Below are 22,361 nucleotides of genomic sequence, written 5' to 3' on the forward strand. Positions count from 1 at the left end.
CCTCCGGCGCGTTCTCCTCCCCTCCTCAGCCTCGGATTGCCCGTCGTGAAAGCCCCGTCGCCTTTGCTCGGCTTCAACAACAACGTCCGGCACAAGGGTCGGTTGTTCCATATACAGACCGAGGACTCCGGCATTCGCCATCCTCACATCATCACGCACCTCTTCGCCGACGGCGGCCGCATCCTCAAGACCACGAAGACCTCGTACGCCGAGCACGTGGGCCAGGCATCGCTCGCGGAGACGGTGCGCGGCATGATGAAGGAGCAGCACAAGGCGATGTTCATCGCCCTGCGCGACGGCCACTTCGACTACCTCTTCGACGAGAACGCCGCCCCGCCCGCGGCCGCGGCGCCGCCCGAGCCGAGCAAGCCCGCGCGGCCGGCGGCGCCGTCGTCGCCCGAGCCGATCAGCACGCCGAGCCCGGCCGCGCGGCCGGCCGCGCCCGAGCCGCCGCCGCGCCCGAAGGCCGCCGCCTCGCCGACGCCGCCGCCGCGGCACCCGGCGCCCGCCCGGCCCGCGGCGGCGCCGATCGGGGTGGCGCCGCCGGGGCCGCCGCCTCGCGCCGCCGCGGTCGAGCCGGCCCCCGCGGCGCAGGGCGCGCGCCCCCGGCTCGAGCCCGAGCCGGGGGCGCGAAAGGCGCTCGGCAGCGGGCACGCGGCCAGCCCGCCGGCCGGCAGGGCCGTGCGTCCGGCGCCCGCGGAGATCAAGCCCGAGCCGTCCATCGATCTGGATCTCGACGCGCTGGAGCGCGCCGCGGCCGAGGCGCAGACGCCGTTCTTCCAGCAGATCCAGGACCTGCCGCCGCCGCCCGCGTCGGTGATCGGGCGGCGGACGGAGGCCGCGACCTCGGGCGCGGGGGTCTACAGCAACGTGCACCCGGAGCAGCCCGTCACCCCGGCGCCCGCCGTCCAGATCGAGCAATTCTCGGGCGGCTCCGGCTCGGGCCGCTACGCGGCGTCGCGCCCGGCCAGCATCTTCGCCACCAACCGGCCGTCGGAGGGCGCCTCCATCTTCGGCGAGGACCTGATCAGCGAGAAGTCGCTCGACGAGGTGATCCTCAGCTACCTCGCGGAAGATCTCGACAGCCCCTCGGAGAAGAAGTAGCCGGGCCGCCGCCTGGCGTGGGCGTGCCAGGGTGGGCGTGGATCGAGCGGCGTTCGTGTCATGAAGGGGGATCGGACCGCAGGCGACGCCGAGGAGCCGCGCGGCGCGGGCGCGGCCGCTGTGCGCCTCTGGCTGCGGCCGCTGTCGTCCCTGCTGGGCGTCAGCATGGCGGCCCTGTGCGTCGTCTACCTGATCGACCTCGTGCGGCACCAGAACGCGAGCCTCTCGTTCTGGGAGGTGTTCCTGCACATGTCGCCGGGGGACGCCGAGCACGTCATGGGCGGCATCGGCGAGGTGATCGCGGCGATCCTCGGCATCGTGATCACGGTCGCCTCCATCATCGTGCAGCTCGCCGCGAACCGGTACACGCCGCGGATCACCGAGATGTTCTTCCGCGACCGGACGAACCTGCTCGTGATGGGCTTCTTCGTCGTCAGCGCGGTGTTCTCGCTCTGGGTCAACTTCTCGATCCGCGACGGCGCGAGCGGCTCGACCGAGCACGCGTTCGTCCCCCACCACGGCGTCCTCATCACGATGGGGCTGCTCACCGCGTGCCTGTTCATGATGGCGCCCTACTTCGGGTACGTGTTCGACTTCCTCGAGCCGGACAACGTCGTCGGGCGGATCAAGAAGACCGGCGTCGAGCAGGCGCTGCGCCCGGCGGGCGGGGAGAGCGACGGCGAGGTGGACGAGCGGCGCGTCGCGGCGCTCTCGTCGCTGGAGCAGCTCGCCGACGTGGCGCTGAACGCGCTCGACCAGAAGGACAAGGGGATCGCGTCGAAGACGGTCGACTCGCTGTCGGAGCTCGTCGTCTCGTACCTGCCGAACAAGAAGGCGCTCGACCCGCGCTGGTTCCAGATCCGCGACCGCCTCGCCCGGGACACGGACTTCGTGAGCATGAACGCCGAGGCGCTCGGCAAGCTCTCGGCCACGCGGACCTGGCTCGAGTACAAGGCGCTCCGCCAGTTCCTGATGGTCTACCGCGAGGCGCTCACCGCGATGCCGGACCTCATCACGCGCATCGCGATTGACACGCGCTACATCGGCCAGACCGCCATCGCCGCGGGCGACCGGGCGGCCGTCGCGGTCGTGGTGAAGTTCTTCAACACCTACATGCGCAGGGCGCTCAACGCGAAGGACATCGCCGCGGCCTACAACAACCTGAACCAGTACCGCTACCTCGCGGAGGAGCTGCTCAAGGCGGGCTGGGGGGACCAGGTCGTCGATATCGCGAGATATTTCAAGTACTACGCCCAGACGGCGCACGCGATGGGGCTCGCGTTCGTCACCGAGACGGTCGCCTTCGACCTCTGCGTGATCAACGAGCGCGCTTACGACCTCCACGCCCCCGCGCGGGACGAGCTGCTCCGGATCTTCCTCGAGGTGGACAAGGAGGTCGAGCTCGACCAGCAGGAGCCGTCGCTCCGCGGCGTCCGCAAGGCGCAGGTCAAGCTCGCCACCTACTACCTGCAGAAGGGGGAGGAGGCGCTCGCGCGGAAGATCTACCGCGACATGCGCGACGAGCGGCCCGACCGGCTGCGCTCGATCCGCGCGGAGCTCCTCGCCGTGACGAGCAACGAGTTCTGGGAGATCAACGACCGGGGCGCCGTGTTCGAGTACATCGAGCCGGAGCGGCGGCAGCTCATCCACCGCTTCTTCGAGTGGTTCCCGGCGACGACCATGCGGGAGCCGATCCGCGAGGAGCACACCCAGGACTGAGCTGCGCCGGGGGGCTGCGCGCCGGGCGCTCCCCGGGGGGCCTTCGCGCAGGCGAGCGACGACCGGGGCTCGCCGGAACGCGGGCGCCGGAGGGGAGCCCCCGGCGCGCAGCGCCCCCGGCGCCGTCCGCGGCGAGCCGGCATGCAGGCGATGCGGGCCGATCCGCACAGGGTACGACCGCGCCGATCCCAGCGGTCCGCGGGCGGCGATAGGCGCCGGTAGGGCTCACCTGTGTCTTCTGGAATCGCTGCAGGAGGGGTAGCCTCGAGAGGCCGCGATCGAGCGCTGCACACCACGAGATGCCCGCCTCACGCCCGCGCCCCCACAACGCCGCGTCCGAGCCGCCGCCGGGGCTGTTCGCCGGCAAGTACCGGCTCATCCGGATGCTCGGCAAGGGCGGGATGGGCGAGGTGTGGCTCGCGGAGGAAGAGGGCCCTCGCAACTTCCGGCGTCGCGTCGCGCTGAAGCGGCTGGCCTCGCGGCCCGAGCTCGGCGACTACGCGCGGGAGTCGTTCTTCGCCGAGGCCCAGGTGATCGCGCGGCTCGACCACCCCAACGTCGTCCGGCTCATCGAGCTCGGGACCTGCGAGGGCTCGGTGTACCTCGCGCTCGACTACATCGACGGCCCCGCCATCGATCGCGTGCTCAGGAAGGTCGGCGCCTTCTCGCCCCGCGCCGTGGCGTACATCGGCCGGGAGATGGCGCGGGCGCTCGAGGCCGTGCACACCCTCTGCGAGGACGACGGGCGGAGCTGCGCGGTCGTCCACCGCGACGTCACGCCCTCGAACATCCTGATCGCGCGGGACGGCCGCGTGCGCCTGACCGATTTCGGGGTCGCGTGGGTCCCGGGCCTCGCGGACGAGCAGACCGACAGCGGCGTGTTCAAGGGAAAGCTCCCCTACATGCCGCCGGAGCAGGCGCGCGGCGAGCCGTTCGACGGCCGCGCGGACGTATTCTCCCTGGGGCTCACGCTCCTGGAGGCGCTGCTCGGCAGCCGGGTGCGCAAGGCCGAGACCCAGACGCAGCTCATCCTGCGCGTCGCCTCGACGCCGATCCCCCGCGCGCGCGAGCTGTTGCCCGGCCTGTGCGCGCCGCTCGCGGACGCGCTCGACGCGGCGACCGAGTTCAACGTCGACAAGCGGACCCCGAGCGCCGGCAAGCTCGCCGCCGATCTGGAGCGAGCCCTGCTCGAGATGGGTCCGGGCGCCGAGCAGGAGGCGCGGAACGAGGTGAAGGAGCGCGTCGAGACGTACATCGCCAGGACGGGCCCGGTGAGCGGCTCCGGCTACCCGCACCCGTCGCTCCCGCCCGCGAGCGTGCCGGGGCAGGCGGGGAGGGGCTCGCCGCGACGGGGATCGTCGCCAGACATCGCGTCCGCGTCGACGTCCGGTAGGCCGCCGCCGCCCTCGCGCAGGAGCGGAGCGCCGCCGCCCCGCGCGAGCGGAGCGCCGCGCCCGCTCGCGGCCGGGAGCTCGCTGTCGGTGCACTACCTCGATTTCGATGGACCGTCGGACGTGCCGGCGCGCTCGCACGCGGTGGTGCGCTCGCACGCGAGGCCGAGCACGCCGGGGGACGAGCTCCCGCGGGGGCGCGCCGCGGGCAACGCCGCGCGCTCGGCCGGCGAGCGCCCCGCGGCCGCGTCCGATGTGCGCCCCGGTCTCGCGCCTGCCGAGCGCGCCTCCGCTGCGGAGGAGGTCGCGGACGTGGGGCTCAGCGCGGAGCAGCTGCGGCGCAAGCGGAGGATCTTCCTCGCGGGGCTGTTCTTGCTGGGCGCGCTCGCGACGGCCCGCCTGCTCATCGTGGCCGGCTGCCCGTGACGCGATCGAGCGCCGACGCTCGTCAGCCCGCCTGGATGGCGCGGAGCACGGCGGCCTCGTTCAGCGCGTGACGACCGCCCTGGATCGAGGCGAAGCCCGCCTGGGCGAGCGCGGCGAGCGCGTGCGCGGCGCGCCGGATCTCGACCTGGCTGCGCGAGCCGAAGCGCGCGGCGAGCTCCTCCGCGGTCAGCGCCGCGCCGCGGACGAGCACCTTCGCGGCCAGGGCGACGTGCGCCACCGACCGGGGCGATCGCCGGCGCGCGTGCTTCCTCGCGGCGAGCACCATCTGCCTGACGCCGCGCGCCTCGAGCACCGCCTCGGCCGGCATCGCGAGATCCCGGAGCGACGGCGCGGCCGGCCTCGCGACGACCCTCGCCGCCGTGGCGACCGGCGCCGGAGCGGGCGCGGGCGCGGCCAAGGCCGCCGCGGGGGCGCGATCCCTCGGCGCGGCGGGGGGCGCGCCGGGAGGAGCGAGCGCCGGCGGGCGCGCGGGCTCGCCCTGGCTGGCCCGCACCACGACCTCGTTCTGGATCACGACCTTCACGACGCCGGCCACCTGCAGCGCGATCCGCAGCCGCTCGGCCTCGGCCTCGGCCTCCCTGCGCGCCTCCTCGGCCTGGTCGAGCTGCTGCTTGAGGCGGCGGATCTCGGCCCGCAGCGGGGCGCTCGGATCCGGCGCGCGCAGGCGCTCGAGCTCCTCGGCGAGCGCCGCGCGCAGCTCGTCGATGAGCGTGCTCAGCCGGGAATCCGCGGGCTGCGGCGCGCCGCCGGGCTCGCCGGTGAAGCTCGGCGCGTCGCCGCCGTGGGCGGTCAGGCGGGCGCGCCAGCGCTCGAAGCGCCCGGCGGCGGGCAGGAAGAACTCGCCGGCCGGGAGCGCGCGGAACTCCTCGAACGGGTGCCCGTCGACGAGCGCCTTCACCGCGTCGTAATCGCGCTCGATCTCGAAGCCGCCGATCGCCGGGAAGTTGAGCTGGCTCATGAGCTCCTTCGACACGGCCTGCGCGCGCTGGCTCGCGACGACCAGGAGGACGCCGCGCTTGCGGCCCTGCTTGGCGAAGCGGTGCAGGATGTCCGAGGTGAGCGACGTGCCCGACTGCGGCGCGAAGATGTGCACCTCCTCGACCACGAGGGCGGCCGGGGCGCGGCGCTCGGACAGGAGGACCCAGAGCCGCTCGAGGAACGGGAGCGCGGCTTCCTGCTGGGAGCGGTTCGTCGGCTGATCGGACAGGTCGATGACGAGGCCGAGCCCCTCGTCGAGCACCCGCGCGAGCGTGAGCGCCGCCGCGCGCTCGCCGGACGGCAGCGGCAGGTCGGCGTGGGCGCCCCCGAGGACGAGGACGCGGAACCGCTCCCGCAGCGTGTGGAGCTCGCCCTCGGGGTCGATCGCGACGACGGGGACGCCGGCCGCGAGCAGCTCCTCGCAGAGGACGCCAACGCCGAAGCTCTTGCCGCGCCCCGAGGAGGCCCAGATGCCGACGCGCAGGCCGGTGCGCGCGTAGTCGGAGAGGTCGAGCTGGTAGCCGTCGCAGAGGGAGAGGATGGGGCTCACGGGGTCGCTGCGCGCCGGGGTGGAGGGACGGACGCGCTCGGCGGTGGACTGTAGGCGAGCGCGTCGGGGGGGGTAAGAGCGCCGCACGAGACCGACAGCGCCAGGCTGCCGGGGGGTCGCCGTCCCAGGGGTCGCCGCCCCAGGTTGGGGTTGGGGGCGGGCGTCCCGGGATGGGATCGGGGGCGTCCCGTCCCAGGTTGAGGTCGCCCTGTCCCAGGTTGAGGTCGCCCTGTCCCAGGTTGAGGTCGCCCTGTCCCAGGTTGAGGTCGCCCTGTCCCAGGTTGAGGTCGCCCTGTCCCAGGTTGAGGTCGCCCTGTCCCAGGTTGAGGTCGCCGAGGTCGCCCTGTCCCAGGTTGGGCTCGGGCGGCGGCCCCAAGCCCGGGAACGACCCTGGACGATCCGGACCTGGGCTAGCATGCCCCGCATGCGTGACCCCCTGCCGAACCCCGCCGGCCCGCTCGTCGATGTCCCCTGGCTCGCAGCCCACGCCGGCGACCCCCGCGTCCGCGTGGTCGACTGCCGCTGGTACCTCGGCGGTCGCCGCGGCGCCGACGAGTACGCCCGCGGGCACATCCCGGGCGCGGTGCACCTCGACGTCGACGCCGACCTCTCCGGCCCGGCCCAGGCAGGACCGGGGCGCCACCCCCTGCCGGATGCCGCCGCGTTCGCGCGCGTGCTCGCGCGCATCGGGGTCGCCCCGGATTCGCTGGTCGTCAGCTACGACGACGCGGGCGGCGCCATCGCCGCCCGGCTCTGGTGGCTCCTGCGCTACTTCGGCCACGGCGGCGGACGCGTGCTCGACGGCGGCCTGAACGCGTGGACCGCGGCGGGCCACCCGCTCTCGACCGAGGCGCCCGCGATCCCCGAGGCGCCTGCGATGGAGCTCACCCCGGGCGGCGCCCCGGTCGTGGACAAGGCGGCGGTCGACACGCTGCGCCGCGATCCCGCGGCGGTGATCCTCGATGCGCGCGCCCGCGAGCGCTACGAGGGAAAGAGCGAGCCCGTCGACGCGCGCCCGGGCCACATCCCCGGCGCGCGCTCGGCCCCGTTCGCCGACAACCTCCGCGCGCCCTCCGGTCCGTTCCGCGAGCGCGCCGAGATCGAGCGGCGCTACCGCGACCTCGGCGCGCTCGAGGCGAGCAAGGTGGTCTGCTACTGCGGCTCCGGCGTCACCGCCTGCCACGACCTGCTCGCGCTGGCCCTGCTCGGCCGCGCGGACGCGATCCTCTACGAGGGCTCGTGGAGCGACTGGGCTCGGGACCCCGCGCTGCCCGCGGCAGCGGGGCCGGAGCCCTGAACGATCAGGCGAGCGCCCGGCCGAGCGTGGCCTCGATCGTCTCGCGCAGGTAACGCGCGGCCAGCGCGAGCGTGCGCGCCGCGCCCTCCGGCGTCGGCGCGAGCGCCGGCGCGACCTCCATGAGATCGCCGCCGATCAGGCCGACCTCGCGGCCGAGGCGGCGGATCAGCGTCACCACGAAATCGGGCGACAGGCCGTCCGGCTCCGGGGTGCCCGTGGCGTCGGCGTGCGCGGCGTCCGTGCCGTCGATGTCGTTCGAGAAGTAGACGCCCTCGACGCCGGTGCCCTTGACGTGCGCGAGGATGGCGTCGAGCGCCGCCTCGGGATCCGCGCGGCACTCGGCCGCCCAGAACTGCCGCACACCGTAGCGGCCCTCCCAGTGCTCGCGCGGCCTCTGCGACGCGCGGATCCCCACCTGGACGAGCCGGCCGCCGCGGCCCACGAGCTCGTTCGCGTGGTACGACCACGTGGCGAAGCAGTACTTGATGCCGAGCCGCTCCTCGAGGAGGTCGGTGTGGGCGTCGGGCTGCACGATGCCCCACGGCCGCCGCCGCGCGCCCCGCGCACGGGCGAGCGCGCGCGCGACCGGCAGGGCCGTGGAGTGGTCGCCGCCGATCACGATGGGCGCGACCTCCGGGTTGATCGCGAAGACGAGATCGAGCGCGCGCTCGGCGATGGAGAGCGGCGAGACCGGCAGCCGCGACGCCTCGGGCTCGGGCACGTCGGGGTAGAGGGCGCGGCGCGACGCGGCCTTCTGGCCCTCGGACAGCATGTCGTCGTGCAGGAGCTGCGGCACCACGAACACGTCGCCGATGTCGACCAGGCCGGCGCCCCGCGCCCGCTCGCGGAAATCCGGGAGCGCCTCGAGGAGCGCGGTTCGGACCGCCTGCGGGCCCAGGTTGGATCCGCGGAGGAATCCCGCGCCGACGTCGGAGGGCACGCCGAGCAGGATCGCGCGCGCGCCGGCGATCCGGTCGAGCGACGCGCGGAACCGCGCGCGGACCTCGTCGTCGGTCCGCGCGCCGTAGAGGCGCCGCTGGACCTCGAGCTGCTGGGCGCGCCCGGTCGAGACGAGATAGAGGCCCCCGGCCGCCGGACGCAGCAGGAGCGCGAGCTCTTCTTGCGGGGTCATGCGCGCAGGGTACGCGCTCCCTGGCAGGCCGCCAGCGGAACGGCGGACGCCGGCATCGGGAAGCGCTCGGCCGAGAGGTGCGGGGCCGGCGCGCTCATCGCCGCGGGCCAGGTCGCGGCGCAGGCGACGACGCGCAGCGCCCGCAGCACGCCCGCGTGCGCGACCAGCAGGTGCGAGGGCGCCCCGGATGCCCGCCAGGACGCGCAGGACCCCGCGCCGAGCTCGCGCCAGAACGACCGCACCCGCGCCTCGACCTCGATCGCCGACTCGCCGCCCGGCGGGCCGGCGCGCTCCCAGTCGCGGAGCCAGGCGGCGTACGCCGACGGATCCTCGCGCTCGATGTCCGAGAAGGCGCGGCCCTCCCAGGCGCCGTACGCGATCTCGAGGAGGCGCTCGTCGACGACGTGCGGCACGCCGAGCCGCGTCGAGAGCTCGGCGGCAGGGCCGGCGCAGCGGGAGAGCGGCGACGACCAGATCACGCCGGGGCGCACGCCGAGGCCCTGGAGCGCGCGCTCGATCGCGTCCGCCGCCTCGGCCGGGGCGAGCGCCGCCGCCACGTCGAGGCGACCGTAGCAGATCCCCGGGAGCGAGACGGGCGCGTGGCGGAACGCGACGAGATCGTGGACGGGATCGTGGGGGAGGGGATCCATGCGCGGCGCGCCTCCGCCTCAGCCGCCCCGCACGAGCGCGAGGGCGAGCAGCGCCGCGCAGTCGGCGATCTGCTGCGTCGCGCCCAGGAAATCGCCGGTGATCCCGCCCGCGCGGGCGCGGAAGCGGAGGCCGCAGATCGTCGAGGCGACGGCCGTGGCCCCGAGCATGGCCGCCGCCTCGGCCTTCGAGACGGCCCCGGCGCCGTGCGCCACGGCGAGCGCCAGCGCGGGCCAGAGCGAGCCGAGCAGCGCCTGCGGCAGCCCCGCCTGCGCGACCGGCTTGCTGCGCGAGGCGGCGTGCTGGGTCACGTACGGCAGCGCGACCATCAGCCAGAGCGGCGGCGTGCGCGAGAGGCACTGCGTCAGCACCAGCGCGACGGGCGCGGCGGCGTCGAGGCGCGCGAGCAGGGCGATGCGCATCACGAGCACCACGATGAGCGCCGCGGCGCCGAAGGAGCCGATGCGGCTGTCCTTGAGGATGTCGAGCATCCGCGCGCGATCGAACGCGCCGCCCAGCGCGTCGGCCGTGTCCGCCAGGCCGTCCTCGTGGAACGCGCCGGTCAGGAGCAGGCTCAGCGCGACCGTCACGGTCGCCGCGACGAGCGCGCCGCCCCGGTCGACCAGCAGCCACGCCGCGCCCTGGATCGCGCCGAGGCCGGCGCCAACGAACGGGAGCCACGCTGCGGCCCAGCGCCAGTCCGCCTCGGCGTAGGGGAACCCGCCGACCGGCACGCGCGTCAGGAACGTGGTCGCTGCCCGGGCGCCGCGCAGGATCGGCGGCGCCCTCATGGCCGCCCGGGCTGCGCGCGATCGGGCACGCTCGCGCCCGCGAACGTCGCCATGCCCGTGTGGAGCGCGCAGGCGGCGTCGAGGAGCGGCAGCGCGGCCAGCGCGGCGGTCGCCTCGCCGAGGCGCATCCCCAGATCCAGCAGGGGGCGGGCGGTGAGCGCCGAGAGGATGCGGGCGTGGCCGCGCTCGGCCGAGCGGTGGGCGAAGAGCATGCCCCGCCGCGCCCGGGCGTCCATCCGGACGAGGGCGAGCATCGCCGCCGAGACGATGAAGCCGTCGACGAGCACCGCCATGCGCCGCTCGATCGCCCGGGCCGCGGCGCCGACCAGCGCGGCGATCTCCTTGCCGCCGACCGCGCGCACGACGCGGTGCGGATCGCCGTCCTGGACGCGGCGGAGCGCGTCGCGCACCACCTCGATCTTGCGCGCCAGCGCGGCGCCCTCGACGCCCGTCCCGGCCCCGACGGCGTCCTCCGGCGCGAGCCCGAGGAGCAGCGCCGTGATGGCGGCCGCCGCGGTGGTGTTGCCGATGCCCATGTCGCCGAGCAGGACGACGCGCGTGTCGCCGGGGAGCGCGTCGATCTCGGCGGCGCCGGCGCGGAGCGCGCGCTCGTAGACGGCCTCCGACAGCGCGTCCTCGACCCGCAGGTCGCCGATCGGATCGCCGGCGACCGGATCGCGGCGCAGCCGCGCGCCGGCGCCGCCGAGATCGATGGGGTTGTACGGGTGGGCGACGCCGACGTCCACGATCCGCAGCTCGACCCCGAGGTGCCTGCAGAGCACGCTGGCGGCCGCGCCGCCGCGCACGAAGTTCGTCATCATCGCCGCCGTGACCTCGGCGGGATAGGCCGAGACGCCGTGCCGCGTGACGGGGTGATCGGCGGCGAACACCACCGCGGCCGCCGGACGGCTCGCGGGCGGCCCGCCCTGGATGCTGGCGAGCTCGACGGCGAGATCCTCGAGCGCCCCGAGGCTGCCGCGCGGCTTGGTCAGCGTGTCTTGCCGCGCGCGCGCCGTGGCGGCCGCGCGCGCGTCGTGCTCCGGGAACACCCAGGGAGGCGAGGAAGCCATTGTCAGGATTTCTACTCTTCCGTGAGAGCCCGGGGAAGGACGTTGACCATACCGAGGGGTCATGATAGCCGCCATCCGGCCGAAGAGGGCCCTTGCGGGAGCGCCCGGAGGACGCGCGGAGACGGGGCGTCTCGAGGGGTGCGCTCCGGCCACCCTCCGGATGCGGGAGCGCCTCCTGCACGGCGCGATCTCACTCGAGCAGGGTCCAGGATGTCGGTGAGTGTCCTCTTCGTCGGTCTCCGCGGTGGGCGCCGTCCGCGCGCCGCGTCGGTGAGGCGCCCCGGGGCGCTCGCCTGCGCCGCGCTCCTCGCCGTGGGCCTCTCCCGGGGCGCGCGCGCCCGGGAGACCGACGGCGGTCGCGCGGAGGGCATGGTGGCCCCCGTCGATCCGCGCGCACCGGAGGCGGCCGGGCCGGAGGAGATCGGGGAGAGGAACGCCGCGGGGCTCATGGTGCTCCCGGAGCAGGCGACGGTCGACGTGGAGCTCGCGGCGCTCGCGCTCGACCGGAGCCTGTCGGCGCGCCTCGTGATCGAGAACGCCCTCGACGCGAGCGCGCTCGACGCGGTCGGCTTCGCGCTCCCGGGGCGGAGCGTCGACGCAGCGATGGAGGTGTGGTGGTGATGACGAGGAGGACGTGGTGGTGATGACGAGGAAGATGCTGCTGTCTCGCTTCGATCGGGTCCGTCTGCGCGGGCTCCCGGCCTGCTCGGCGCGGACGCTCGCCGCGGGGGCGCTCGCCGCGCTGCTCGGGTGCAACGCGCCGGAGCCGCCGGAGGACACGGGCGGCACGGACGCGCCGGAGGGGCCGTGCGGGATCGGCGCCGTGGTCGTGAGCAATGATTACCAGTCCACGAACGTCGGCCTGCTCGGCTGGGACGGCGCGGTCCTCTCCGCGTCGATCGTGTCGTCGGGCTCCGCGCCGATCGGGCTCTCGGCGCCGCTGTCGGGCGACGTCACCCCGCCGACCATGCCGGTCCGCGGCGGTCGGGTCGTGCTGCTCGACCGGTCCACCTCGGTGCTCACGTGGCTCGACGCGCGGAGCGGCGAGGTCACCGGGCAGCTCTCCGTGGCGACCGGGTTTGCCGCGAACCCGCAGGACTACGTCGAGGTCTCGCCCGGGAAGGCGTACGTCACGCGCCTGGAGCCGAACCTCGCCCCGGGCGCCGAGCCGTTCGACGGCGGGAGCGACGTGCTCGTCCTCGATCCCGGGGCCCTCGCCGTCGTCGGCCGCGTCGACCTCGCGCCGGCGATGGTCGGGGAGGATCCGGCGCTCCACCCGCGGCCGGGCCGGGCGGTGCTGGTCGAGGGGCGCCTCTACGTCCTCCTCGCGCCGTCGTCGGCCTCGTTCCTGGAGACGGCCGCATCGCGCCTCGTCGAGATCGACACGCGCGACGACACGATCGCGGCGGTCACCGTCCTGGAGGGGCTGCGCGGCTGCGCCGGGCTCGCCGCGCCCGACAGCGGCGCGCGGCTCGCGGTCACGTGCACCGGATCGTTCGGCGGCGACGCGAGCTCGAACCTGGCCGAGGCGGGGCTCGTCGTCCTCGCGCGGGGCGAGCAGGGCCTCACCGAGGAGCGGCGGTGGCCGGCGAGCGAGCTCGGCGAGGGGTCACCCGGCTTCTCCGTCGCGTTCGCGTCCGAGGATCGGATCCTGTTCACGACGCTCGGCCGCGACGCGAGCGGCGGCGACCCCCGGGTCGACGACACCCTGACGGCGGTCGACCTCGCCGCGGGCGAGCGCGGAGCGCCCGAGGTCCTGCTGCGCTCGAAGGAGCTGCCGTTCTCGCTCGGCGAGGTGCGCTGCGCCGAGGCCTGCGGGCGCTGCCTCGTCGCGGACGCCGAGACCGACGGGGGCGTCGTGCACCGCTTCGACGTCGGCGCCGACCCCCGCGCCCTCGTGCATGTGGGCGCCTTCCGCGCCGATCCGCAAACCGGCCTACCGCCCCGGTATCTCGGTGCTTTCTAAGCGAGCACGCCGGCAGACGGGCACGGCGTGGGGGGCTCCTGCGGGAACCCCTGGATCCTATCGGTGGAGCTGAGGGGGATCGAACCCCTGACCTCATGACTGCCAGTCATGCGCTCTCCCAGCTGAGCTACAGCCCCGTCGTTGGGAGCCGGGTATCTACAGCCTCTCGCGCCGCCTGTCTCTATTTTTTTTCGACCGACGTGTCGTTTTTTTCGACGTGTCGACTGCTGGTCGCCCGTTGCCCGCGCCCCCGGGTGGCGCTGCGCGCCTGGGTGGTCACGTCCGGGGCTCGCCGGAACGCAAGCCCCGGACGTGACCACCCAGGCGCGCAGCGCCACCCGGGGGCGCGATCGAGGCGCCCTCAGAAATTCATCAGCTTCGCCAGGTAGTACTTCATCGTCTCGGTCGTCCCGCCGCCGATGCGCAGGAGCCGCTGGTCGCGCCAGGCGCGCGCGATGGGGAAGTCCTCGATGTACCCCCAGCCGCCGTGGAACTGGAGGCAGGTGTCCATCACGTCGTCGGCCACGTCGCCGGCCAGGATCTTCGCCATCGAGATGAGCTTCACCGTGTCGAAGCTGATCGGCACCTTCCGCACGTAGCGCTCGTCGTTGTAGTGGTCGACGCACTTGTAGACGAGCGCGCGCGCCGCCTCGCAGCGCGTGTACAGGTCCACGAACCGGTGCTGCCACGACTCGCGCTTGATGATCGGCTTGCCGAACGCCACCCGCTCCCGCCCGTACGCGACCGCGTCGTCGAGCGCCTTGAACGAGCTCGCGATCGCGCCCACCGCCGCGATCAGCCGCTCGGTCTGGAAGTTCTGCATCAGGTACATGAAGCCCTGGTCCGGCTCGCCGAGCAGGTAGCGCCCCGGCACCCGGACGTCCTCGAGGAAGAGCTCCGCCGTGTCCGACGACTTGTTGCCGATCTTCTTCAGCTTCTTGGCGACGCTGAAGCCGCGGAGCGCCGTCGGCACGAGGAAGAACGAGCAGCCGTGGGCCCCCTTGTCCGGTGACGTCTTGGCGAGCAGCGTCACGAAGTCGGCGCGCGTCCCGTTGGTGATGAACGTCTTCTGCCCGTTCAGCACGTAGTCGTCGCCGTCCTTGCGCGCGGTCGTCCGGATCCCGGCCACGTCGCTGCCGGCCGCCGGCTCGGAGACGCCGAGCGCGGCGATCTTGTCGCCCGCGAGCGCCGGCCGGAGGAACTCCTCGATCTGCTCCTTCGTCCCGATGTCGCTGATCACCGGCGTCGCCATGTCGCTCTGGACGAGCAGCCCCATCGACACGCCCGCCATCGTGGAGCGCACGAGCTCCTCGGCCTTCACCGCCGAGAACCAGTAGTCGAGCCCGGCGCCGCCGTGCTCCTCCGGGAAGTGCGCGCCCAGGATCCCGAGCTCGCCGGCGCGCTTGAACACCCAGCTCGGGAAGCACTCCGCCGTTTCCCACTCCTCGACGTGCGGAGCGAGCTCCTTCTCCGCGAAGGCCCGCACCGTCTTCCTGAACTGCTGGTGCTCTTCCGTGAACGGCTGCCACATCGCGAACCCCTCCTCGTCAGCAGAATCGGAATGATTCGTACACGAAACATTTTCCAGCGCAAGCGCAGCGCCCCGAGCGCGGGAGGTGGCCGCGTCCGGGGTGCTCGCCTCCGGGGCTTGCATTCCGGCGGGCCTCTTTTGTGGCCCGCCTGCACTTCAGCCCCTCCGGTGAGCACCCCGGACGCGCCCTCCTCCCGCGCTTACGCCCGCGTCGGGTCTTCCGCATGGAAAACGCGGCCAATGGCGCGGCGCGCGACGGAACTCACGCGCGGCGACGCGCGGCGACGCGCGAGGCGGCGTGAAAAGCGGATCGGCGCGCGCGCCCATCCACGCGCTGTGCGGGCTCTGCTAGCCTCCGGGCCACATGCGATTCCTCGTCCTGTCGCGCAACGCGTCCCTCTACTCGACGAGCCGGATCGTGCTCGCGGGGCGCGCGCGCGGTCACGACGTCAGCGTCATCGATCCGCTCGATTTCCAGATCGTGGTGTCGCGCGGGCGCCCGTCGTTGCTCGTCGGCGGCTCCCCGGTGCCCCGCTTCGACATCGTGATCCCCCGCATCGGCGCCAGCATCACGAACTACGGCCTCGCCGTGGTCCGCCAGTTCGATCTCATGGGCGTCCCGGTCCTGAACGGCGCGGTCTCGATCGCCCGGAGCCGCGACAAGCTGCGGGCGCTCCAGCTGCTCACGCGCCGCAAGCTCAACGTGCCGATCACGGTGTGCGCCCGCAGCCCGGCCGGGGTCGACGCGGCGCTCTCGCTCGTCGGCGGCTGCCCCGCGATCGTGAAGCTCCAGCAGGGGACGCAGGGCATCGGCACGATGCTCGCCGAGACGCCCCAGGCCGTGCACGCGCTGCTCGAGACGTTCTGGGCCATGGGCCAGGACATCGTGCTCCAGGAGTACGTGCGCGAGTCGAAGGGGCGCGACATCCGCGTCATCGTCGTCGGCGGCCGCGTGGTCGCCTCGATGCGGCGGGTCGCCAAGCCGGGCGAGTTCCGCTCGAACCTGCACCGCGGCGGCAAGGGCGACCGGCTCAAGCTGCCGCGCGCCTACCGCAGCGTCGCCATCCGCGCCGCGAAGGCGATGGGCCTCGAGGTCGCGGGCGTCGACATGCTCGAGGCGCGCTCCGGGCCCAAGATCCTCGAGATCAACAGCTCGCCGGGGCTGGAGGGGATCGAGCGCGCGAGCGGCGTCGACGTCGCCGGCGCGATCATCGACTACGCCGAGCGGTACGCGGCGGAGCAGCGCGGCCTGAGCCGCCGCGCGCTCGAGGCGCGCATCGCGGAGGTGATCCACGACGAGCGCATGCCGGCGCCGCGGCGGCTCAGCCGGGCGGCTGAGAACGGCGCGGGCGCGAGCCGCAGGAAGGCCGCGATGCTCGCGAACGGCCGGGGCGCGCGGAGGGCGGTCTCGTGAGCCTGCGGGTCGAGGCGGCCGGCGACGCGGTCGTCCTCACCATCGATCGCCCCGGCTGCAGGAACGCGATCGACAGCGCGTACGCGAGGCGCCTCGGCGAGGCGATCCGCCTCGCCGCGGCCGACCCGCGCGTGCGCGGCGTCGTGATCACGGCGGAGGGCAGCAAGATCTTCGTCGCCGGCGGCGACATCCGCGAGCTCCACGCGCTCGCGTCGGGCGGCGCGGGGGGGGATGCGGTCCTGTCGATGTTCGAGGGGTTCTCGGCGCTCGAGGAGAGCGAGGTGCCGGTGGTCGCGGCGGTGCAGGGCGACGTGCTGGGTGGCGGGTGCGAGCTGCTCCTGCGCTGCGACTTCGTCATCGTCGAGGAGCACGTCGCGCTCTCGTTCCGCCACGTGAAGATGGGCCTGTCGCCGGCCTGGGGCGGGCTGACGCGGCTCTGCGAGCGGGTCGGGCCGCTCCAGGCGACGCGGCTCCTGCTGACGGCGGAGAAGGTCGACGCGGCCGAGGCGCTCCGGATCGGCCTCGTGAACGAGGTCGTTCCGACGGGCGCGGCGCGGGGCCGGGCGATCGCGCAGGTGAACCGCATCGCCGACAACCCGCGCACGACGGTCGCCGCGATGAAGCGGTCTCTGTGCAAGGTGCGCGAGGCGCTGCGCGCGTCGGCCGTCGAGGTCGAGCGGCGGGCGTTCGCCGAGCAGTGGAACGGCCCGGAGCACCGCCGGGCGATGGACGCGTTCCTGAGCAGGAAGTGACCGGGCCGCCCGGCGGGCGGCGATGGACGCGTTCCCGAACAGGGAGCGACCGGGCCGCCCGGCGGGCGGCCATGGTGGCGGCGGGGTCGGGGCGGAGATAACCGAGCAGGGGCTCCGGAGAGCCCGGGAGGAGGGTCCCCGTGAACGAGCGCGAGAGCCGGTCGGATTCGCCGTCGATCATCCTGATCACGGGGCTGATGGCCGCCGGAAAGTCGACCGTGGCGCAGCGGCTGGCCGAGCGGCTGCCGAGGAGCGTGCACCTCCGGGGCGACGTGTTTCGCCGGATGATCGTGAGCGGGCAGGCCGAGATGGGCTTCGAGCTCTCGGAGGAGGCCGAGCGGCAGCTACGGCTCCGGTACCGCGTCGCGGCCGCGGCGGCCGATCTGTATTTCCAGGCCGGGTTTACCGTGGTCCACCAGGACATCGTCCTGGGACCGGGGCTGGCCGAGGTGGTGCGGTACTACGCGGATCGTCCTCTGCATGTCGTCGTCCTCTGCCCGCGTCCCGCCGTGGTCGCGGCGCGCGAGGCGGGTCGAGCGAAGCGAGGCTACCAGGACACCTCGGCGGTCCTCGATTTCGACCGCGTATTGCGCGCGGAGACGCCGCGGCTGGGCCTCTGGCTGGACACATCGGAGCTCACGGTCGCGGAGACCGTGGACGAGATCCTTGGCCGCCTGGGGGAGGCGCGCGTGAGCGGCGCGGCCGGTTCGTAGAGCGACGGGCGGGCTGGACCACCGAGGCGCCACGGGCGGCAGGAGGCGCCACGGGCGGCAGGAGGCGCCACGGGCGGCAGGGGGCGCCACGGGCGGCAGGAGGCGCCACGGGCGGCAGGACGAAGATGGGTTTCGTCGCGCTTCAGTCCGAGCTGCCGCCCGGCAGCGGCCCGAAGTGCTTTTCGTACGCCGCGAGCCGAGCGGCGAGCCTCTTCGCCTCGTCGCCGGCGGCGCGTGCCTGCTCTTCGGCGGCGCGCGCCTGCTCTTCGGCGGCGCGCGCCTGCTCTTCGGCGGTCGGCAGCACGCGCCCCTTGGCGTCGAGCCACCGCAGCCAGTCGGCCTCGAGGCCGAGGTAGGTGCCATGGCGGACTCCGAGCCGCAGGCCGAGGCAGGCGCTCACGACGTCACCGTTCGCCTCGGGCGGCACGAGCACGTAGGACCGCGTGGCCCGATCGAGCGCATAGGCCTCGAATGCGCCCGAGAACGGATCGAACAGGTAGTATTCCGGCACGCGCAGGAGCTTCGCGTAGACGCGCATCTTGTCGCCGCGATCGACGGCTTCGGTGCTCTCGGAGAGCAGCTCGATCACCACGTCGGGCGTCCTCCCGTCCTCTTGCCAGACGACCCACGACTTGCGCTCGCGCCGGTTGGTGTCGAGCACGACGAACACGTCGGGGCCTCGAAAGTCGTTCTTCTTCGCCTGCAGCTCGCTGAAGTAGATGGCCATGTTGCCGCCGACGTAGACGTCGTCGCGGTCGTGCCAGAAGAGCTTCAACACCTCGATGAGCATGTCCATCTGGGCGCGGTGGCGCTCGGACTCCATCGGCTCTCCATCGTCGTACGGGAGCTCGTCCTCGCCGGGCGGGGGAATCGGGACGGGAGAGTTCTCGCTCTGGAAGGGCATACGTCGCTCCAGGGCGCAGCGTACCGCGTCGCGCATGCGAGCGCAGCCGGCCGGCCCGCGCGGGGCTGGCACCCGGGCTCCGAGAGGTGAGCAAGGTCGGCCGGTGCAGGGGCGGGGAGCGGAGAGCCGGGGCTGATATCGGCACCCACGGCGACGACCTCCTCCGCGAGCTCAACCATGGATGACCGGGCGGCCCGGACCGGGCTACCCCGCCTCGCGCACCGAGAGCACGACCTCGTGCGCCTCGGTCCTCGCCGGGATCTCCCAGCGCTCGATCATCCGGCGGATCGCCGCCTCGGGCACCGCCGCCGCTCGCGCGCGGTTCTGCGCGAACAGGACCGCCGCCGGCACCTCCACGTAGACCACGCGGATCCTCGCCCCGTAGTCCGCCGCCATCTGCAGCACGGGCCCGCGCCGCTGCCGCGAGAGGTTCGTCGCGTTCCACACGAATCGCTCGCCGCGCCGGAGGTGCTCCTTCGCCCGCTCCCGCGCCGCCTGGACCACCTGTCCCTGCGTGCCCGTCGGATCGATCTCGAGCTCGCTCCGCAGCGCATCCAGGGAGACGACCGGCCAGCCGGCGAGGTGGTCGCGGACATAGGTGTCCTTCCCGGCGCCCGGGAGCCCGCTCATCACCACGACCTCGGCGCGCGTGTCGTCGTAGACCTCCACGCCCGGGTGGCGCCCGCCAGCGTGGGCGGAGCGGAAGTACACGAAGCGCGTGTGATCCGACGCGAAGGAGCGCGGCGCCTGGTAACACCCCTCGTCGCGGCAGAATTCGCGGAAGAGCTCGATGTTGTCGACCACGCGGCCCATGTCCGCGCAGACGCGCCCGCGGATGTCGGCTTCGGCCACGAGCGCCAGCAGATCGCAGCGCGTCGCCAGGCTGATCTCGGCCGCGATGCGCCGCGCGTCGTCGCGCTCGATCAGATAGAACGGGATCTGGTGGTAGCGCACGAGCGCACACACCTGCTCGCGCAGCGCGAACGGCGCGCCGAGCTCCCAGAGCAGGCGGCGCGCGAGCAGCTCGCCCGCGCGCGAGTGGCCCTTGGCCGTGATCCGCCCGTCCTCCTCGCGGGTGGTCGCCGGCTTCGCCACGTCATGGAGCAGGCACGCGAGGTAGACGACGCGCTGCTCCTCCGCCGGCAGCGCCCGCCACGCGGGCAGCCCGAGGAGCGTCTCCAGCACCATGCGCGTGTGGATCCAGACGTTGCCCTCGGCGTGGTGGATCGGGTCCTGCGGGCAGCCCTCGAGCGCGCGGACCCAGTCGAAGACCTGGAGCTCGTCCCAGGGCACACGCTCCGGATCGGGCTTGAGCAGGTCGAGGAGCGAGGACGCGGACGACATGACGGTGCACCCCGTGGCGAGCGCGTACCGGACGCAGGCGCGCAGCGCGCGAGGATCGTAGCATGTCCGCGCCGGGGGGCGGTGCTACCCTGACGCCGCCATGTCGGCCAAATATCCGCGCTCGTTCCACCTGCCATGGTCGCCCGGCGGCACGTCGGACGACAAGAGGATGGCAGACGTGTCGGGGCTGCTCGGCGTCGAGATCGTCATCACCGAGAAGTGCGACGGGAGCAACCTCACGTACACGCGGAAGAGCGTCTTCTCCCGCTCGCACGCGGGCCCTCCGGCCCACCCGAGCTTCGATCTCGCGAAGGCCACGCACGCGAGCATCGCTCACCTGCTCTCGGAGGGCATATCGCTCTTCTGCGAGTATTGCTATGCGGTCCACTCCATCGAGTACGAGGCGCTGCCGGGGTACTCTCTGGTCTTCGGCGTGCGCGACGACGCGCGGGGGCTCTTCTGGGAGTGGGACATGGTCGTGGCCCAGGCGAAGGATCTGGGGCTCCCCACGGTGCCTGTCCTGTTCCGGGGCAGCGTCGAGAGCGAGCGCGAGCTCGAGGCGCTGACGAGCGCGCTCGCGCGCGAGCCCTCCGCGTTCGGCGGCCCGCGCGAGGGGGTGGTGGCGCGGGTCGCGGGGGAGTTCCCGGACGCGATGTTCCAGCGCTGCCTCGCGAAGTGGGTGCGGCGCGGGCACGTGCAGACGGACGAGCACTGGATGCACCAGGAGATCCGGCCGCAGAGGCTCGCGGCGGGTCCGGCCGGCAGGCCGCCGCCCTGAGGCCGGCGGCGCGGCCCCCGCGGTGAGGGGGCCGGCGGCGCGGCTACCGCCGCGAGGCCAGCGTCGCGAGCCGCTCGCAGAGCCTCTCGCGGAGCGGGCCGTAGGTCTTGCGGTAGTCTTCCCAGTCGAGGCGCTCGTCCGCGACGATCTCGCGCCAGGTCGGGTTCGCGGCGCCGTAGTCGTGGATGGCGCCGGTCTCGGCGATCTGCACGGCGAAGAGCGGCACCCGGATCGCGTGGAAGAGCTTCTTCTTCGAGGCCTCCGGCTCGTCGTCGAAGCGGGCGCCGGCCTTCTTGAAGTCGGACGCGGAGCGGCTCCCGGCCGACGCGGCGAGCTTCTTCCGGTCCAGCTTGAACGGGAAGGGCGGTCTCGTCTCCTTGAGCCGGTGCTCGGGCGGGAGAAACAGGCACTCCAGCGCGAAGACGCTGTGCTCGGCGATGGCGTCGCGGAAGGTGTCGAGCCCGTGCAGGACGACGTTGATGCCGGGCGCGAACGCGAGATCCTGCCTCGCGTCGCGGCGCGCGAGGACGGCGACGAAATCCTCGTCGGACGTCGCGGTCGCGGTGCCGTACACGCGCGACCCGGTGCGGAACACGCTGTGGACCTCGCCGTCCGCGCGGCCGATGACGCGGAGCACGGTGGAAAGGCTCATGGCGGATGCCTCGCGCGCGCGGGGGGGGGGAGCACCCCAGACGAGGCCACCACCCGCGAGGCGTCCGGGGAGGATTGCGCCTTTCCCGCCCCAGCGCAACAAAGGACAATCGCCCGGTGCTCCGCCGCTCCGTCTCCTGGCTCCCCCTCGTCCTCCTCCTCGCCGGCTGCGCTCATCGCGACGGAGCGCGCCACGACGACGGATTCCGGGCCCGGCTGGCGCGCGGCTGCAGGAGCGAGCCCGACTGCCTCGTGCTGCAGCTCGAGGCGAAGGCCCGCGTCGATCGATGCGCGTCGTCCTGCGAGGAGGCCGAGGCCGAGCTGCGCGCGTCGAGCGCCCTCGTCGCCCGCCACCGGCGGCAGCGCGAGGCGCGCCAGGCGCAGATCGAGGCGCGGCGGCGGGCCGGCGAGGCCGCGGAGGCCGAGCGCCGCCGCGCCGAGCTAGAGGCCGCCGAGGACGCGCGCCGGCGCGAGGAGGCGGCCCACGCCGCCGAGCTCGAGCTCGCCGCGAGCGAGCTCGCCTGCGCCCAGCAGGGCGACACCGCGGCCTGCGACGCGCTCCTCCGCTACCTCGCCGGCGCCACCCCGCTCGACCCGCGGGCGGCCCAGGTGCGCGCCTCCCACGAGGAGGGGCAGCGGCGGATCGCGGAGCGCGAGGCCCTCCGGGCCGCCGGGGAGTCGCGCGCCCAGGGGGCCGCCGAGGCCCCCGCCCTCGCGCGGCCCCCGCGCGCCGGCGCGCCGCGGCCGGCGTCCGTGGGCCGCGTCTGCTGCTGCGATGGCACGCTCTCGCCGACCTGCACCTACGTGAAGCGCGGGTGCTGCTCGCACCACGGCGGCGTCTGCGCCTGCCCTTGAGAGCACCTGCCGCAGACGCCTCCAACCGCTGAGTCGCCCGCGCGCCAGCACGGGTCATCGCCCTCTCCCCATCTGGGCCGAGGTCGCCAGCCCCCGTGACCGTCACTCCCCTGTGAGCCTGGCGTTTCCCTGACCTGGTAAGTCCCGTGCTCACGCCGCCTCCCCGGGCGGCGTCTCCGCGCGTCGGACATCGCGATCGTGGTCGTCGGCACGACCGAGCAGATCGAGAGCGAGGGCCTCGACCGGAGCACGCTCGCCCTCCCCGGGCGCCAGGACGAGCTGGCGCGCTCACGGCCGCGCGTCCCCGGGGCCGTGGGCAGGGGGCG

20 protein-coding genes and 1 tRNA gene are annotated in these 22,361 nt (G+C 74.1%); 11 read left to right on the forward strand and 10 right to left on the reverse strand.

Annotation, left to right across the window (positions count from 1 at the left end; genetic code table 11):
* The first annotated feature begins 45 nt into the window (after positions 1-45).
* The 3 genes from WMF31_RS06810 to WMF31_RS06820 all read left to right on the forward strand — a co-directional run bounded on the left by WMF31_RS06810 (position 46) and on the right by WMF31_RS06820 (position 4,640).
* A complete protein-coding gene (locus tag WMF31_RS06810) occupies positions 46-1,104 on the forward strand; it encodes a hypothetical protein (protein WP_436601144.1) in 1,059 nt (352 codons plus the stop codon).
* A gap of 60 nt (positions 1,105-1,164) precedes the next feature.
* Positions 1,165-2,823 (forward strand): DUF2254 family protein, encoded by a 1,659-nt coding sequence (locus WMF31_RS06815; protein ID WP_436601145.1) that lies wholly within the window; start codon positions 1,165-1,167, stop codon positions 2,821-2,823.
* Between the two features lie 299 nt (positions 2,824-3,122).
* Positions 3,123-4,640 (forward strand): serine/threonine protein kinase, encoded by a 1,518-nt coding sequence (locus WMF31_RS06820; protein ID WP_436601146.1) that lies wholly within the window; start codon positions 3,123-3,125, stop codon positions 4,638-4,640.
* A 22-nt stretch (positions 4,641-4,662) separates the two neighbouring features.
* Here WMF31_RS06820 and WMF31_RS06825 read toward each other — a convergent pair whose 3' ends face one another.
* Complete coding sequence (locus WMF31_RS06825) at positions 4,663-6,189, reverse strand: helicase HerA domain-containing protein (RefSeq protein ID WP_436601147.1); 1,527 nt, start codon at positions 6,187-6,189, stop codon at positions 4,663-4,665.
* A 424-nt stretch (positions 6,190-6,613) separates the two neighbouring features.
* Between WMF31_RS06825 and WMF31_RS06830 the strand changes: the two genes are divergently transcribed.
* The gene (locus WMF31_RS06830) at positions 6,614-7,486 is read left to right on the forward strand and encodes a sulfurtransferase (protein WP_436601148.1); all 873 of its coding nucleotides are present in this window, start codon (positions 6,614-6,616) and stop codon (positions 7,484-7,486) included.
* A gap of 4 nt (positions 7,487-7,490) precedes the next feature.
* On the opposite strand, the gene WMF31_RS06835 is transcribed toward WMF31_RS06830, so the two are convergent.
* Genes WMF31_RS06835 through cobT form a run of 4 tightly spaced genes read right to left on the reverse strand, consistent with a single transcriptional unit; the run spans position 7,491 to position 11,127 of the window.
* A complete protein-coding gene (locus WMF31_RS06835; RefSeq protein ID WP_436601149.1) occupies positions 7,491-8,618 on the reverse strand; it encodes an arginase family protein in 1,128 nt (375 codons plus the stop codon).
* On the reverse strand, positions 8,615-9,268 hold the full coding sequence (locus tag WMF31_RS06840) for a histidine phosphatase family protein (protein WP_436601150.1): 654 nt from the start codon (positions 9,266-9,268) through the stop codon (positions 8,615-8,617). Before WMF31_RS06840 ends, WMF31_RS06835 begins: the two co-directional genes overlap by 4 nt.
* A gap of 18 nt (positions 9,269-9,286) precedes the next feature.
* Positions 9,287-10,057, reverse strand: coding sequence for an adenosylcobinamide-GDP ribazoletransferase (locus tag WMF31_RS06845; protein ID WP_436601151.1), 771 nt, complete (start codon positions 10,055-10,057; stop codon positions 9,287-9,289).
* Positions 10,054-11,127, reverse strand: a complete 1,074-nt coding sequence (cobT, locus tag WMF31_RS06850; protein ID WP_436601152.1) for a nicotinate-nucleotide--dimethylbenzimidazole phosphoribosyltransferase — start codon at positions 11,125-11,127, stop codon at positions 10,054-10,056. The genes WMF31_RS06845 and cobT overlap by 4 nt, the downstream gene beginning before the upstream one ends.
* Before the next feature lie 210 nt (positions 11,128-11,337).
* Between cobT and WMF31_RS06855 the strand changes: the two genes are divergently transcribed.
* Together WMF31_RS06855 and WMF31_RS06860 are read left to right on the forward strand one after the other, a co-directional pair.
* Positions 11,338-11,748 carry a hypothetical protein gene (locus tag WMF31_RS06855; protein WP_436601153.1) on the forward strand — a complete coding sequence of 137 codons (411 nt, stop codon included), beginning with the start codon at positions 11,338-11,340 and terminating at the stop codon, positions 11,746-11,748.
* Positions 11,749-11,770: 22 nt separating this feature from the next.
* A complete protein-coding gene (locus tag WMF31_RS06860; RefSeq protein WP_436601154.1) occupies positions 11,771-13,093 on the forward strand; it encodes a hypothetical protein in 1,323 nt (440 codons plus the stop codon).
* A gap of 64 nt (positions 13,094-13,157) precedes the next feature.
* Here the strand turns inward: WMF31_RS06860 and WMF31_RS06865 are convergent.
* Both WMF31_RS06865 and WMF31_RS06870 read right to left on the reverse strand, forming a co-directional pair.
* A tRNA-Ala gene (locus tag WMF31_RS06865) sits at positions 13,158-13,230 on the reverse strand.
* A gap of 224 nt (positions 13,231-13,454) precedes the next feature.
* Positions 13,455-14,624 carry an acyl-CoA dehydrogenase family protein gene (locus WMF31_RS06870; protein ID WP_129352547.1) on the reverse strand — a complete coding sequence of 390 codons (1,170 nt, stop codon included), beginning with the start codon at positions 14,622-14,624 and terminating at the stop codon, positions 13,455-13,457.
* A 364-nt stretch (positions 14,625-14,988) separates the two neighbouring features.
* Here WMF31_RS06870 and WMF31_RS06875 point away from each other — a divergent pair, with 364 nt between their 5' ends.
* The 3 genes from WMF31_RS06875 (at position 14,989) to WMF31_RS06885 (ending at position 17,503) form a co-directional block, all read left to right on the forward strand.
* Positions 14,989-16,038 (forward strand): RimK family alpha-L-glutamate ligase, encoded by a 1,050-nt coding sequence (locus WMF31_RS06875; RefSeq protein ID WP_129352545.1) that lies wholly within the window; start codon positions 14,989-14,991, stop codon positions 16,036-16,038.
* Positions 16,035-16,790 (forward strand): enoyl-CoA hydratase/isomerase family protein, encoded by a 756-nt coding sequence (locus WMF31_RS06880; RefSeq protein ID WP_436601155.1) that lies wholly within the window; start codon positions 16,035-16,037, stop codon positions 16,788-16,790. Before WMF31_RS06875 ends, WMF31_RS06880 begins: the two co-directional genes overlap by 4 nt.
* 140 nt (positions 16,791-16,930) lie before the next feature.
* Positions 16,931-17,503 (forward strand): AAA family ATPase, encoded by a 573-nt coding sequence (locus tag WMF31_RS06885; RefSeq protein WP_436601156.1) that lies wholly within the window; start codon positions 16,931-16,933, stop codon positions 17,501-17,503.
* A 142-nt stretch (positions 17,504-17,645) separates the two neighbouring features.
* Here WMF31_RS06885 and WMF31_RS06890 read toward each other — a convergent pair whose 3' ends face one another.
* Together WMF31_RS06890 and WMF31_RS06895 are read right to left on the reverse strand one after the other, a co-directional pair.
* Complete coding sequence (locus tag WMF31_RS06890; RefSeq protein WP_436601157.1) at positions 17,646-18,407, reverse strand: Uma2 family endonuclease; 762 nt, start codon at positions 18,405-18,407, stop codon at positions 17,646-17,648.
* A 204-nt stretch (positions 18,408-18,611) separates the two neighbouring features.
* Entirely contained in the window at positions 18,612-19,751 is a 1,140-nt protein-coding gene (locus WMF31_RS06895) for an AAA family ATPase (RefSeq protein ID WP_436601158.1), read from the reverse strand.
* Between the two features lie 100 nt (positions 19,752-19,851).
* Here WMF31_RS06895 and WMF31_RS06900 point away from each other — a divergent pair, with 100 nt between their 5' ends.
* Positions 19,852-20,529 carry an RNA ligase family protein gene (locus WMF31_RS06900; protein WP_129352537.1) on the forward strand — a complete coding sequence of 226 codons (678 nt, stop codon included), beginning with the start codon at positions 19,852-19,854 and terminating at the stop codon, positions 20,527-20,529.
* Positions 20,530-20,572: 43 nt separating this feature from the next.
* Here the strand turns inward: WMF31_RS06900 and WMF31_RS06905 are convergent, their stop codons facing one another.
* A complete protein-coding gene (locus WMF31_RS06905) occupies positions 20,573-21,181 on the reverse strand; it encodes a hypothetical protein (RefSeq protein ID WP_436601159.1) in 609 nt (202 codons plus the stop codon).
* Positions 21,182-21,297: 116 nt separating this feature from the next.
* On the opposite strand from WMF31_RS06905, the gene WMF31_RS06910 reads away from it, so the two are divergent.
* Positions 21,298-22,035: a hypothetical protein gene (locus WMF31_RS06910; RefSeq protein ID WP_436601160.1), complete on the forward strand. Its 738-nt coding sequence runs from the start codon at positions 21,298-21,300 to the stop codon at positions 22,033-22,035.
* Positions 22,036-22,361 lie beyond the last annotated feature (326 nt).

This window comes from Sorangium sp. So ce1036 (genome assembly GCF_051369805.1).
In the GTDB taxonomy this organism is placed as follows: domain Bacteria; phylum Myxococcota_A; class Polyangia; order Polyangiales; family Polyangiaceae; genus Sorangium; species Sorangium cellulosum_F.

Bases quoted from the DNA above. Each gene is read 5' to 3' on its own strand.
- WMF31_RS06815 (WP_436601145.1), top strand. From the start codon at position 1,165: ATGAAGGGGGATCGGACCGCAGGCGACGCCGAGGAGCCGCGCGGCGCG.
- WMF31_RS06820 (WP_436601146.1), top strand. From the start codon at position 3,123: ATGCCCGCCTCACGCCCGCGCCCCCACAACGCCGCGTCCGAGCCGCCG.
- WMF31_RS06830 (WP_436601148.1), top strand. From the start codon at position 6,614: ATGCGTGACCCCCTGCCGAACCCCGCCGGCCCGCTCGTCGATGTCCCC.
- WMF31_RS06835 (WP_436601149.1), bottom strand. From the start codon at position 8,618: ATGACCCCGCAAGAAGAGCTCGCGCTCCTGCTGCGTCCGGCGGCCGGG.
- WMF31_RS06840 (WP_436601150.1), bottom strand. From the start codon at position 9,268: ATGGATCCCCTCCCCCACGATCCCGTCCACGATCTCGTCGCGTTCCGC.
- WMF31_RS06845 (WP_436601151.1), bottom strand. From the start codon at position 10,057: ATGAGGGCGCCGCCGATCCTGCGCGGCGCCCGGGCAGCGACCACGTTC.
- cobT (WP_436601152.1), bottom strand. From the start codon at position 11,127: ATGGCTTCCTCGCCTCCCTGGGTGTTCCCGGAGCACGACGCGCGCGCG.
- WMF31_RS06855 (WP_436601153.1), top strand. From the start codon at position 11,338: ATGTCGGTGAGTGTCCTCTTCGTCGGTCTCCGCGGTGGGCGCCGTCCG.
- WMF31_RS06860 (WP_436601154.1), top strand. From the start codon at position 11,771: ATGACGAGGAAGATGCTGCTGTCTCGCTTCGATCGGGTCCGTCTGCGC.
- WMF31_RS06870 (WP_129352547.1), bottom strand. From the start codon at position 14,624: ATGTGGCAGCCGTTCACGGAAGAGCACCAGCAGTTCAGGAAGACGGTG.
- WMF31_RS06875 (WP_129352545.1), top strand. From the start codon at position 14,989: ATGCGATTCCTCGTCCTGTCGCGCAACGCGTCCCTCTACTCGACGAGC.
- WMF31_RS06890 (WP_436601157.1), bottom strand. From the start codon at position 18,407: ATGCCCTTCCAGAGCGAGAACTCTCCCGTCCCGATTCCCCCGCCCGGC.
- WMF31_RS06895 (WP_436601158.1), bottom strand. From the start codon at position 19,751: ATGTCGTCCGCGTCCTCGCTCCTCGACCTGCTCAAGCCCGATCCGGAG.
- WMF31_RS06900 (WP_129352537.1), top strand. From the start codon at position 19,852: ATGTCGGCCAAATATCCGCGCTCGTTCCACCTGCCATGGTCGCCCGGC.
- WMF31_RS06905 (WP_436601159.1), bottom strand. From the start codon at position 21,181: ATGAGCCTTTCCACCGTGCTCCGCGTCATCGGCCGCGCGGACGGCGAG.